Source organism: Streptomyces litchfieldiae (genome assembly GCF_031845365.1).
GTDB classification, from domain to species: Bacteria; Actinomycetota; Actinomycetes; order Streptomycetales; family Streptomycetaceae; genus Streptomyces; species Streptomyces litchfieldiae.
This window is the reverse complement of the sequence record NZ_JAVREL010000006.1, coordinates 191,482-204,063: the sequence shown is the minus strand read 5'-3', so window position 1 is coordinate 204,063 and position 12,582 is coordinate 191,482. Positions and strand designations below refer to the sequence as shown.

The 12,582-nt window shown below is 73.2% G+C and carries 8 protein-coding genes; 2 read left to right on the top strand and 6 right to left on the bottom strand.

The features are described 5' to 3' along the window. Nucleotides 1–30 precede the first annotated feature (30 nt). Nucleotides 31–1,215, bottom strand: coding sequence for a cytochrome P450 (locus RM590_RS13225; protein WP_311704703.1), 1,185 nt, complete (start codon nt 1,213–1,215; stop codon nt 31–33). A 172-nt stretch (nt 1,216–1,387) separates the two neighbouring features. Between RM590_RS13225 and RM590_RS13220 the strand changes: the two genes are divergently transcribed. Further along, nucleotides 1,388–3,634, top strand: coding sequence for a catalase (locus RM590_RS13220; RefSeq protein ID WP_311704702.1), 2,247 nt, complete (start codon nt 1,388–1,390; stop codon nt 3,632–3,634). A gap of 23 nt (nt 3,635–3,657) precedes the next feature. On the opposite strand, the gene RM590_RS13215 is transcribed toward RM590_RS13220, so the two are convergent. From RM590_RS13215 to RM590_RS13205, 3 genes are all read right to left on the bottom strand, one after another. Next, nucleotides 3,658–6,183 (bottom strand): polysaccharide lyase family 8 super-sandwich domain-containing protein, encoded by a 2,526-nt coding sequence (locus RM590_RS13215; protein WP_311704701.1) that lies wholly within the window; start codon nt 6,181–6,183, stop codon nt 3,658–3,660. 93 nt (nt 6,184–6,276) lie between these two features. Beyond that, on the bottom strand, nt 6,277–7,596 hold the full coding sequence (locus RM590_RS13210; RefSeq protein ID WP_311704700.1) for an SGNH/GDSL hydrolase family protein: 1,320 nt from the start codon (nt 7,594–7,596) through the stop codon (nt 6,277–6,279). Between the two features lie 175 nt (nt 7,597–7,771). After that, entirely contained in the window at nt 7,772–8,518 is a 747-nt protein-coding gene (locus RM590_RS13205; protein ID WP_311704699.1) for an SAM-dependent methyltransferase, read from the bottom strand. 400 nt (nt 8,519–8,918) lie between these two features. Here RM590_RS13205 and RM590_RS13200 point away from each other — a divergent pair, with 400 nt between their 5' ends. Beyond that, nucleotides 8,919–10,475: a PQQ-dependent sugar dehydrogenase gene (locus tag RM590_RS13200; protein ID WP_311704698.1), complete on the top strand. Its 1,557-nt coding sequence runs from the start codon at nt 8,919–8,921 to the stop codon at nt 10,473–10,475. Between the two features lie 35 nt (nt 10,476–10,510). Here the strand turns inward: RM590_RS13200 and RM590_RS13195 are convergent, their stop codons facing one another. Together RM590_RS13195 and RM590_RS13190 are read right to left on the bottom strand one after the other, a co-directional pair. After that, a complete protein-coding gene (locus RM590_RS13195; RefSeq protein ID WP_311704697.1) occupies nt 10,511–11,665 on the bottom strand; it encodes an AAA family ATPase in 1,155 nt (384 codons plus the stop codon). A gap of 52 nt (nt 11,666–11,717) precedes the next feature. Next, nucleotides 11,718–12,482: a FadR/GntR family transcriptional regulator gene (locus tag RM590_RS13190; RefSeq protein ID WP_311704696.1), complete on the bottom strand. Its 765-nt coding sequence runs from the start codon at nt 12,480–12,482 to the stop codon at nt 11,718–11,720. Nucleotides 12,483–12,582: the final 100 nt, after the last annotated feature.

The window sequence follows — 12,582 nt, the reverse complement described above, 5'->3', positions numbered from 1 at the left end:
GCACTGACAATTCGCCGGGGCCGGCTCGCGTCAGGCCGTCACGGGGAGCGTCCGCAGGCCGCGGATCACGAACTCGTCGCGCCGCACCGGCTCTTCGGCCAGCCGCAGCCCGGGCAGCCGGGTGACCAGGGCCTCCAGCGCGGCGGCGATCTCCACGCGGGCGAGGGGCGCGCCGACGCAGTAGTGGATGCCCGCGCCGAAGCCGAGGTGGGGGTTCGGCGAGCGGCCGATGTCCAGCCTGTCGGGCTCGTCGAACACGGCCGGGTCGCGGGCGGCGGCGCCGAGGAGCGCCGCGATCCGGTCCCCGGCCGCCAGCTCGTGGCCCGCCACGGAGGTCGCCTCGGTGGCGGTGCGTTCGAAGAGCTGAAGTGGCGCGTCGAACCTGATCAGTTCCTCGACGGCGGTCGGCAGCAGCGCCGGGTCCGCCACCAGCCGGTCCCACTGCTCGCGGTGCCGCAGCAGCGCCAGCACCCCGTTGCCGATCACGTTCACCGTCGCCTCGTGCCCGGCCATCAGCAACAGCACGGCGGTGCCGACCAGTTCGTCGTCGGAGAGCCGGTCGGTGCCGTCGCGCACGGCCACCAGGTCGCTGATCAGGTCGTCGCCCGGCTCGCGGGAACGGGCCGCGGCCAGGGCGCGCAGGTAGTCGACGAACTCGCCGGCCGCCCGTTCGGCCACCGCCGCGCCCTCCGGCGGCAGCCCGTATTCGTACATCTTCACAATGGAGTTGGACCACGGCTGGAGCCGCGGCCGGTCGGCCGCCGGAACGCCGAGCAGTTCCGCGATCACCTCCACGGGCAGCGGCGCGGCCAGGTGCGTGAGCAGATCGGCCGATTCGTCGGCGGCGATGGCGGCGGCGAGTCCGTCGGCCATCTCGCCGGCCACGGAACGGATCCACGGCCGGAGCCGGGCGGTGTGCCCGCGGCCGAACGCCGCCGAGATCAGCCGGCGCAGCCGGGTGTGCCGGGGCGGCTCGGACTCCAGCAGCGAGTTGCGGTGCAGCAGATTGAACGCGGGGAACGCCGAGACGGGCGTCTTGTCCGTCCAGATGCGGCCGGCCGAGCGGTCGCGCAGCACCTCGAAGCACGCCGCGTGCGACACCGCCACCGCGAGCCCGAGGCTGTCGTGCCAGTGCACCGGCGCCCGCTGCCGCAGGTCCGCGAACACCGGGTACGGGTCGGACAGGAACGCCGGGTCGTTGGGGTCGAACACCACGGGGGGACGGTACCGCGCCGCGGCGGCCGGCGGAACGACGGGCGCTGTCAGCCCGGCGGGGGTGTGTCTGTCCGCCGGACGGCCCCGAGGCTGTTTCGGCGGCGGGGCGCGGGGTCACACCGGGCTGCGTATCCCCGCCCGGACCCGCCTCGACACCTTCGGAGGACCCACGATGGCACCGGACCAGCAGGACAGGCAGACGCGCGACCTTCCGGGGCGCCCGGCGAGTGCGGCGCCTTCGCCGGAGGAGCCCACCGAGCCCCGGGAGCCGCTGCCGCCCAAGGAGGACCAGGCGGCGCCGGCCGACGTCTCGGCCACCGGCCGGGACTGGCACGAGGCACGTCACCCCCGGGCCCAGGGCGGCGCCCACCACACCACGGCGCAGGGGCTGCGGCTGCCGGACACCGACCACTCGCTCAAGGCGGGTGTCCGGGGGCCGGTGCTGCTTCAGGACCATCATCTGCGGGAGAAGATCACCCACTTCGACCACGAGCGCATTCCGGAGCGGGTGGTGCACGCACGGGGCGCGGGCGCGCACGGGGTGTTCACCGGCTATGGCACGGCCTCCCACATCTGCCGGGCGGCGTTCCTGGCGAAGGACGCGGAGACGCCGGTCTTCGTGCGGTTCTCCACGGTGGTCGGCTCGCGCGGCTCGGCCGACACGGTCCGGGACACGCGGGGGTTCGCGACCAAGTTCTATACGAGCGAGGGGGTGTTCGACCTGGTGGGGAACAACATCCCGGTGTTCTTCATCCAGGACGCCGTGAAGTTCCCCGATGTGGTCCACGCGGCCAAGCCGCACCCGGACCGGGAGATTCCGCAGGCCCAGAGCGCGCATGACACGTTCTGGGACTTCGTGTCCCTGCACACCGAGGCGACCTTCCACACGATGATGTTCATGAGCGACCGCGGCATTCCGCGGTCCTTCCGGATGATGGAGGGCTTCGGGGTCCACACGTTCCGGCTGGTCGGCCCGGACGGCGGCACGACGCTGGCGAAGTTCCACTGGAAGCCCCGGGCGGGCGTGCACTCCCTGGTGTGGGAGGAGGCCCAGATCATCAACGGCGTGGATCCCGACTTCCACCGCCGGGACCTGGCCGACGCGATCGAGGCGGGTGCTCATCCGCAGTGGGAGCTGGGCGTCCAGACGTTCCCGGACACCCCGGAGCAGACCTTCCAGGGCATCGATCTGCTGGATCCCACCAAGATCGTCCCGGAGGAGATGGCGCCGGTGCAGCCCGTCGGACTGCTCACCCTCAACGCCAACCCCAGCAACTTCTTCGCCGAGACCGAGCAGGTCGCCTTCCACCCCGGCCATCTGGTGCCGGGTGTGGACCTCACCGACGACGCCCTGCTCGCCGGGCGGCTCTTCTCCTACCTCGACACCCAGATCAGCCGGCTGGGCGGCCCCAACTTCGCGCAGTTGCCGATCAACCGGCCGCACGTGCCGGTCAACGACATGCACCGCGACGGCATGCACCAGACCGCCGTTCACGAGGGGGTCGCGCCCTACCGCCCCAACTCCCTCGACGGCGGCTGCCCGTTCGCCGCGGGGGCGGGCGCCGGCGGCTATCTGGAGACCCCGGTCGCGGTGCCCGCCGCGACGAAGCAGCGGCGGGCGCCGGCGTCGTTCCTGGACCATACGAGTCAGCCGCGCATGTTCTGGCTGAGCCTGTCTCCCGTCGAGCGCGAACACCTCATCGCCGCCTACACCTTCGAGCTCGGCAAGTGCTACGAGAACGCCGTCAAGGAGCGGGTGCTCGGCGTTCTGGCGGACATCGACGGGGAGTTGTGCGAGGCGGTCGCCGAGGGGCTGGGGCTGCCCGCGCCGGCGCCCTCCGGCCCGCTGCCGTCGGTACCGGCGAGCCCCGCGCTGTCCCAGGTCGGCGGGACGTGGCCGGCCGCGGGCCGGATCATCGGGATCGTCGCCGACGACAAGGGCGACCTCGACGGGGTGCGCGCGGCACGCGAGAAGATCCTGGCCGGCGGCATGGTGCCGCTGGTGGTCGCCCCCGCCGGCGGCACGCTCGGCGACGGCGGCGGCGAGCCGATCGTGGTGCAGCGCACCCTGGCCGCGGCCCGGTCGGTCGAGTTCGACGCCCTGCTGCTGGCGGGCCGGCTCGCGCCCGCGCCGGACTCCTATGGGGCGCGGGACGCCAAGGCGGGGGTGGCCGACCCGGCGGAGAGCACGGTGGATCCGCGTGCCGCGCTGCTCGCCGGGGAGGCGTTCCGGCACGCGAAGCCCATTGGCGGCTGGTCCGGTGCCGAGGAGGTGCTGGCCGCCGCCGGCTGTCCCGTGTCCGCGCCCGGTGTGCTGCTGAACGGCCCGGTCGACACGGTGGTCGCGGGCGTCGTGAACCTGCTGGCGGGGCACCGGGTGTGGGAGCGTTTCCCGGCCCGGGCGGGGCTCGGCGGCTGAGCGGCGGCCCCGGCGCGTCGCGGTCAGGGCCGCAGCCTCGCCGTGAAGCTGCGGCCGTAGGAGTGCCAGGTGTCCACGTCCACGCGGGTGCCGCCGGGCACCGGGCTGACGCGGACGCCGTCGTCCACCGCGTCGGCCCGCAGGGTCCGGCCGCGCAGGGTGACCGAGACGGTGTGCCGGAGCGTCGTCGGGTCGGCGACGGCGATGTCGGTGGTGCCGTCGCGCGACTCGCGCAGGAGCACCGAGGCCGGGCCGTCGATCGCCAGGCGTCCGGCGCGGTGGGTGCCGCGCGCGAACGTGTTGGCGGCGGTCAGGCCCAGGCCCGTGTGCCGCACCGCCTGGAGGCGCACGCCGTTGGCCAGGACGGACACCGGGCCGTCGGCGTAGGTCCGCAGCCGTTCCTCGGTGGCGTGGGGAACGAGGGCGTGGGCCAGCGCGGCGGCGGGCCGTTCGACGGACAGGGAGAACACTTTCTTGCTGACCGGCGTGTCGGGGTTGGCGGCGCGGACGACGCGGCGGCTGCGGGTCACGGTGTCGAGGGCGACGGTGGGCCGGGGCCCGTCCAGCAGGACGTAGCCGACCGCCGTGCCCTGGGCGGCGTTGGCGTACCGCAGCCAGGCCAGGGGGGCGGTGCCGGTGCCCGACCAGGCCGTGCCGTCGCGGAGTTCGCCGGTGACGTCGATGTCGTCGGAGGGGTCGGCGATCCGGGTGTCGATCGTCGTCACCACCGCGCGGCCGGCCGGGTCGCCGACTCCGGCGGCGAGGACGACGATCTCGTCGTCGAACATGAACCACGACTTGGTGGCCTCGGCGTTGCGGTAGGCGACGAAGTCGTCGGGCAGGGTGCCCGCCTGCTTCGCGGCGTAGGCGGCGTCGTCGGCCTGGACGAGCCCGGCCGCGCCGTACGCGCCGAGGCTGGCGCCGCCGGAGAACGCGTTGGTGCCGCGCGGGAAGTAGACGTACGTGTTCTGTGCCTCGGAGGAGGAGGTGAAGCCGGCCTCGGGGTTGTCGTACCAGAGGGTGCCGTACAGCTCGGGGATCGTCCGCCGGGTCTCGACGGGGGCGGTGACGCCGGCGAGGCGGTAGGGGGAGACCGCCGTGTAGTAGTCGACGCCGAAGGCGCGGGTCTGGTCCTGGCCGGAGAGGTAGAGGTAGTGGGCCCCGTCGCCCTGGAACCAGGGCATGAGGTTCTCGCCGTTCATGTACTCGTACTTGCTGACGCGGGTGGAGCTGCGGGCCAGGGCGAAGGCGTAGCCGGGACGCCGGTGGACGGTCTTGTCCATGGCGTTGAACGCGACGTTGCGGCTCTCCGCGTTGAGGTCGGCCGCCGGGACGGAGGCGTCGGCCAGGATGTCGGCGTGGCGGACGACCGTCACCGGGGAGACGAAACCGGCCGGGTCGGGGGCCGCGGCGGAGGTCTCCTTCAGGAACTTGACGTAGCCCTTGAGGGCGGTGGCGTCGGCGCCGGCCATGTGGGCGGAGAGATCGGTGACGGCCTCGACGACGGTGGCGGCCGCGGCGTAGCCGGTGGTGGTCCGGGACACCGCGCGGCCCCGGACGATGTCCATCATCCAGCCCTCGAAGATCAGCGGCGCGAAGCCGTTGACGACCCAGTCGCGGACGACGCCGGCGAGGTCGCGGTCCTGGAGGTGGTCGGTGCCCTCGAAGATCTTGAGGGTCTGGACGACGCGGGCGAGCAGCGCCGTTCCGTAGGAGCCGGTGTAGGCGACCGAGGCGTGCTGGATGAAGGATCCGTCGGCGTAGAAGCCGTCGGTGACGCCGTGCCGGAGCTGGTACGGGTCGATGGTCCGGTAGACGGTCAACTGGTCGGCGACGGCCTTGCGGACGCGGGCGTCGTCGCCGAGGACGGCTCCCTGGAGGACCCGGTTCATCGTGATGTCGGCGAGGTTGGCGCCGGTGTGGAAGCGTGAGTCGAGGTCGACGTCGCCGTTCTCGCCGTTGCGCAGGTAGGCGTCCATGGTGGCGACGTAGGTGGGGGCGAGGTCGGGCCGGGTGGCCGCGAGGTCGTCGGCGAGCAGGACGAGGGTCCTGCTGACGTGGGAGGAGATGCCTATCTCCCAGTTGAACCAGTTGCCGTAGTAGCCCCGCGCCGGGTCGCCGTAGTACGTGTCGTGGAGCCATGACAGGCCGTCGATGACGCGCCGGCGGACGGTGGCGTTGCCGTGGAGGCCGGACTCCGGGCCGCCGGAGGCGCGTGTCGCGAGGGCGATTTCGTAGAGGTACTGGAACGACGCGTTGAGGTTGCTGTCGCTGGTGCCGAGCGGCAGGCCGCGGAAGAGCTCGCCCTGCCCGGCGCCGTCCAGCGCGGCCAGCCGGGTGCCGGCGGTGGCGTCGATGGCCGCCAGCTTGGCGGCGGCCTCGGGCCGGGCGTTGGACTCCGGGGTACCGGCGAACACCGCGACGGTGTTGGCCAGCAGCCGGGCGTGGCCGGCGGGGGCGGCGGCCGCCGCCCCGGCGGGGGGCAGGGCCGCCGCCAGCAGGGGGGCGGTGGGGAACAGCGACAAGAGGGCGCGACGCGAGATCCGCACGGGGACGCTCCAAGGTTCGACCGCTCGGCGTTGGAGGCATCCAACCAACCGCGCGTCCCCTTGTCACCAGGTGCAACGTGCCGGTGTTTCCCGTCAGTTGGCGAACCCGGGCCGGAAGGCGGCCAGCGGCACGGCGGTCGCGAGGGCGGCGTTGCCCGCGTCGTTCAGGTGCAGGTGGTCGCCGCTGTCGTAGGCGGGGTTCAGACGGTCGGGCTGGGCCGGGTCACGGACGGCGGCGTCGAAGTCGGCGACCGCGTCGTAGGCGCCGCTGGTGCGGATCCAGGCGTTGACCTGCTGGCGCACCACCTCGTTCTCGGGGCTGTAGAAGCCGAGGGTGTCGTCCCGGAACGGGGTGATCGTGCCGCCGATGACCTCGATGCCGTGGGCGTGGGCGCGGGCGATCAGCCGCCGGTGGCCGTCGATGACCTCGGCGGCGGTGACGCGTTCGGACGCGGGCGCGGAGACCGTGCCGGGCTGGCCGATGTCGTTGATGCCGAGGAGCACGATGACGGAGCGGACGCCGGGCTGGGCGAGGACATCCCGGTCGAACCGCTTGAGGCCGCTCTCGCCGAAGTACGCCGCGTAACCCTGGGCGGGGGAATCGGCCGGGGGGTTGGGGTCGCGCAGCAGGCGGTTGCCGCTGATGCCCGCGTTGAGGACGCCGGTGTCCGGCAGGCCGCGCGCGTCGCGCAGCCGCTGCGCGAGGTGGTCGGACCAGCGGTGGTTGGTGCTGACCGAGGAGCCGGCGGTCAGGGAGTCGCCGAGGGTGACCACGGCGGCGGTGGGGCCGGGCCGGGTGAGCACGCTGACGCCGGTGAGGAAGTACCAGCGGTCGGTGGTGGCGGTGGGGGTGATGTCGGTGCGGCGGGTGACGTTGCCGTCGGCGAGGTAGTTCTCCTCGGCGGAGAACGCGTTGACGGTGCTGCCGCGCGTGGATTCGGGCAGGTAGACGCTGATCAGCAGGTCGGCGGCCTCGGGCAGGCGCAGCGGGACGGGGTCGCTGAGCAGCGGCTCGCCGGGCGGCACGGTGACGCGGGTCCGGCCGCCGAACGTCAGCGGCCGGTCGGTGCCCGGCATGGCGCGCGAGCCGGGGCCGTCGCTGGCCTGCCGGGCGACGCGGGCCTCGCCGATGACCAGCGGCGCGGTGCCGAACTCGTTGGAGAACCGGATCCGCAGCGCGTCGCCGCCGATGCTGGCGTGCACGACCTGCCGGATCGTCTGGTCCCGGAATGTGGTGGTGTCGCCGGCCGGCACGGTGGTCGGGGCGGTGGACCAGGTGCCCGTCCAGTTGCCGGTGCCGCCTCCGGCGCCGAGTCCGGCGGCCAAGGCGGTGGGCGCGGACAGCAGCAGGGCGCCGGTGAGCAGTGTCAGGACGCCGGCCAGGAGCCGGCTCAGGGGTGTGACAGGCTTCAACGCAGTTCCTCCGCGGGATGGCCGGCGCCCGGCTGGGACCGGATCACCGCAGCACGGTGCCACGCGGCGGCGGGGCCGGGCATCCGACGCGCGTCGGGCAGCGGGCGGGTGGCGTCCGACGCGCGGCCGTGGGCGGGCCCGGCGGCTGGACTGCCGGGCCCGCCCACGGTGTTGATCAGCGGCTCATGAGCGCGAAGACGCCCCAGCCGAGATACTCACGCTGGTGCCGGGCGTAGCGGGCGGGCTCGGTGGTGAGCTCGGCGCGCAGCTCGGCGGCCAGTTCGTCGCCGGGGTTGGCGTCGAGCCAGCGGCGGATGTTGAGCCATTGCGCCGCGCGGTACCGGTCCCAGCCGTTCCGGTCGGCGACCACCATCTCGACGACGTCGTAGCCGAGTTCGCCGAACCGCTCGATCAGTCCGGCCAGCGGCAGGAGGTCGTCCTTGCTCCGCATGTGACACCCCTCGACGGTGTCCTGGTCCGGCGGCTCCTGGTTCCAGTACGGCTCGCCGATCAGCATCATGCCGCCCGGCCGGAGGCTCTGCCGCAGCAGCCGTACGGTGCCGGGCAGTCCGTCGCCGATCCACGTGGCGCCGACGCAGGCGACGAGATCGACCGGCTCGTCGGCGACATACCCCGACGCGTCGCCGTGGATGAACTCGACCTGCCCGGCGACGCCCAGTTCGGCGGCACGGGCCCGGGCCTTCTCGGTGAACACCGTGCTGATGTCCACGCCGGTGCCGGTGATGCCGTGGGCACTCGCCCAGGTGCAGAGCATCTCGCCGCTTCCGCTGGCGAGATCGAGCGCGCGCGTCCCGGGTGCCAGGCGCAGCGCCCGTCCCAGCACGGCGAGTTGGTCGAGGGTGAACGGATTGTGAATGCGGTGGCTGCTTTCACGGATGGTGAAACTACGTGCCAGGTCCACTTCGGAGATTCCCTGTGTTCGATGAGGTCATGGTGACGGTGTCGGGCGGCCGGCCGTAGCCCGCCGCGATGGCCTGAACGCTCATCAAACGCACCTCCCGAGATCGTGACCTGGCTAGACCCAGGTGACGCTAGGACACCAACTGCCGTGGCGTCCACCGCATTTGCCGGCCGTCGCCGGGGCGGACGCGGGCGCGTCGGGCCAGGGATGTTGCGCAGGCAATCTGGTGTGGAAGGAGAGGAGCCGCTACGGTCCCGTCAGGCGCGTTGCAGTACAGGATTCAACCGGAACCGAGCCGACTTACCCACGTTACCGAATGAACTTGGCTGCATACGCCCTGAATTGATCGAAGTCCGAACGCGCCCCACCCCCCCGGCAACCCCTCGCTCCAGGAGTCGATATGTCACGACGCCGCTGGACCGGTCCCTTGCTGCTCGCGCTCTCGCTGACCGTGATCGCCCCCTTAGCCGCGTCCGCGTCCCCGCCCGACACCGCGTCCCCCGCCGCCGCGCCCGCCGCCGAGTCGTCGGCGGCCGAGACCGCCGACGTGCCGCTGGGCGACATCACCGCGAGCGCCACCCAGGTCGCCTCCGGCCTGCGGCGCCCCGTCGCCATAGCCGCGCCCGACGACGGGACGGACCGGCTGTTCATCGTGGAGAAGCGCGGCACCGTCCGCGTCTACCACCCCGACACCGGCCTCGCGCCGGACCCGATCATCAACATCACGTCCTCGGTGGACGAGTCGGGCAACGAGCGCGGCCTGCTCGGCATCGCGCTCGCCCCCGACTTCGCCACCAGCCAGGACCTCTACCTGGCCTACACGGCGCTGCCCGACGGCGCGGTGACGCTGGCCCGGTACAACCTCGGCGACGCAAGCCTCCAGCCGCTGCTGTCCCAGGAGCACGCCGAGTACAACAACCACAACGGCGGCCAGCTCACCTTCGGCCCCGACGGCTACCTGTACTGGAGCATCGGCGACGGCGGCGGGTCCGGCGACCCGTTCGACACCGGGCAGCGGGTGGACACCCTGCTCGGCAAGATCCTGCGCCTGGACGTCAGCCGGACCTGTGGCGACCTCCTCTACTGCATCCCCGAGGACAACCCGTTCGTCGGCGTCGAGGGCGCCCGTGAGGAGATCTGGGTCTACGGGCTGCGCAACCCCTGGCGGTTCTCCTTCGACGAGGCCGACGGCTCGCTGTGGATCGGCGACGTCGGGCAGGGCCGCTGGGAGGAGATCGACCACCTGTCCCCCGCCGAGCAGCCCGGGGCGAACCTCGGCTGGTCCTGCCGCGAGGGGCTGGTGGAGTTCGACGCGGCCCAGTGCTCGCCGACGGCCGAGCTCACCGACCCCGTCTTCACCTACCCGCTGTCCGGCGGCGGCTGCGCCGTCATCGGCGGACGGGTGTACCACGGTTCGGAGTTCGCCGACATCGTCGGGGGCACCTACATCGCCACCGACTACTGCTCGTCGCGGGTGTACGCGCTGCGCCCCGACGGCGCGGGCGGCTACGACCAGGCCGAGATCGGGGAGTTCCCGACCCAGGTGACCGCGTTCGGCGAAACGGTGGACGGCGAGTTCTACGTCGTCAACGACCTGCCGGGCGGCCTGCACCGCGTCACCTTCGAGGCGGCCGAGCCCACCTGCCGCGTCGACCTCAGGGCGAGCACCTGGAACACCGGCATGACCGTCGACATCACCATCACCAACACCGGCGACACCCCGGTCGAGGGCTGGGAGCTGGCCTTCCCGCTGGCCGCGGGACAGAACATCGTCTCCGACTGGAACGGCACGTTCACCCAGTCCGGCAGCAACGTCACCGCGACCAACAACGAATACAACGGGACGATCGCGCCGGGCGCGAGCGTCACCGCCGGATTCCTGGCCAGCCACACCGGTAACGCCTCACTGCCGAGCCGCTTCACCCTCAACGACGGCTCCTGCACCGTCAACGGCTGAGGTCCGCCCGCCCGGACCGGACGGGCCGGCCCAACTCAGGGCTCCGGCCACCCGGTCCGGGCGGCGATCTCGTCGGCGACCCGAGCGGCGTCGCGCCCGTCGGTGTCGACGCGCAGGTCGCCGACGCCCGCGCGGTCCAGGGCCGCCGCCTGCGCCACCGCGCCCTCGGCGACCCCGAGCAGATGCTCGTCGGACCGCCCCCGCAGCGGGTCGCCCGGCTGCGCCCAGCTTCCGCCCCGGGCCCGGCCCAGGATCCGCCGCGTCAGCTCCTCGCGCCCGGCGTGCAGGCGGCACAGCGTCACCCCGGCGCCCGCCAGCGCGTCGGCGTACCCGGCGGCGAACGCGCCCTCCCCGGCCGGGCCGACCAGCACCAGGCGCCGGGCCCCGGCCGCGCGGTAGGTCTCCCACACGGCGGCGAGGTTACGGGCCCTGACCCGGTGGTTTCCCGGGTCGTCGGCCGGCGCCGGCCCGAGGAACCCAAGCTGGTCGAGGTCGAGATACGCCGCGGCGTGCCCGGCGCGCAGGGTCCGCAGATAGAGGTCGAAGCCGACCGTCGAGGTGCCGACGCCGGTCGCTCCGCACAGCCACAGGACCGGCCCGCCGGGGCCGGCCGCGGCGCGCGCCTCCGGGCGGGCCGCGCGGGACGGCCGGCGGGGGCCGTTCGGCGCGGGCCAGTCCCCCGCGGCCTCCCGCACCCGCCGCGCCACCTCGGCCACGGGCAGGCCGCTGGTGTCGACGCACACGTCGGCGAAGTCGCTCGCCTCCAACGCGGCGGCGTCCTCCAGCGCGTCCTCCACCGAGACCCAGCTCCCCTGCCGCCCGGTCAGCCGCCGCGTCAGCTCCTCGGGGCCGGTGCGCAGCCGGCACACCGTCAGCGCGGCGCCCGGGATCCGGTCGTCGTGAATGCCGCGGGCGGCGTCCACGACGCCGGACACGACGACGCAACGGGCGCCCGCCGCCCGGAAGTTGGCCACCACGGAGCCGAGGTTCTCCGCCTGCATGCGGTGCCGCCCCGGATCGCCGGCGGGCTCGGGGTAGCAGATGCCGAGCTGGTCGATGTCGACGTAGCCGGCCCCGGTGCCGGACCGCCGGAGCCGGGAGTAGATCTCCCAGCCGACGGCGGTCTTCCCGACCCCGGGCGGACCGCACAGCCACAGAACGGGAACCGCGGTCGCGGCGGGGGCAGTCATGGCGCGGATTGTGGCGGACGGCGGTCGCGCGCGTCGAGCGAATTGACGGTGGCTAGCCGACCCGGCCGGGCTCGGCGGGCTCCTGGTCGGCGCCGAGGGAGGACTGGAGCCGCTCGCTGGCCAGCCGCATGTGCTCGGCCATGGCGCGGTCGGCGGCCTCCGGGTCCCGGTTGCGGATGGCCTCCAGGATCGTGCCGTGCTCGTGCAGGGTGCCGCTGACCGTTCCCTCGACGTCCCCGGCCCGTTCCATCCAGACCTGGAGCAGGGCGCGGATGCTGTGCAGGATGTCGTTGAGAACGGTGTTGCCCGCGGCGTTCGCCGTCTCCAGGTGGAAGGCGATGTCGGCCTCGATGAAGGCGGTGACGTCCCCGGCGGCCTCGCGCATCCGCTCCAGGTGGCCGCCGAGCCGGGCGATGTCGTCGTCCTCGGCGCGCTCGGCGGCGAGCCGGGCGGACATCCGCTCCATGAAGGTGCGCACCTCGACCAGGTCCTGGGTGCGGCGCTGGCCGAGCATCAGGCCCCAGTTGATCGCGCGCGGCAGGAACTCGGAGGTGCCCGCGCGGACATACGAGCCGGAGCCGGGCTTGATCTCGATGATGCCGAGCACATCGAGGGCCGACAGGGCGCCGCGCACGCTGGACCGGGCGACGCCCAGGGCCTCGGCGAGCTGCCGCTCGGCGGGCAGCCGGGTGCCCGGTCTGAGGTTCCCTTCGGAGAGATGGTCGAGGAGGCGCTTGGCGACCTCGCTCACCGACGACTCCCGTACGACGGGCCGCAGGAGCGAGACGAAGTCCGGCTGATCGGTCTGGGCAGTCACCGGTCAAGTACATCAGACCCCGGGTGAACAACGTCACGGCCCACCCCCGCAAGACGGACATAGGGTGGAAAAAATGTGCGAAACCTTTTGGTAAATTGGT

Coding starts and splice junctions, on each gene's coding strand:
- RM590_RS13200 (WP_311704698.1), top strand. CDS start 8,919: ATGTCACGACGCCGCTGGACCGGTCCCTTGCTGCTCGCGCTCTCGCTG.
- RM590_RS13220 (WP_311704702.1), top strand. CDS start 1,388: ATGGCACCGGACCAGCAGGACAGGCAGACGCGCGACCTTCCGGGGCGC.
- RM590_RS13195 (WP_311704697.1), bottom strand. CDS start 11,665: ATGACTGCCCCCGCCGCGACCGCGGTTCCCGTTCTGTGGCTGTGCGGT.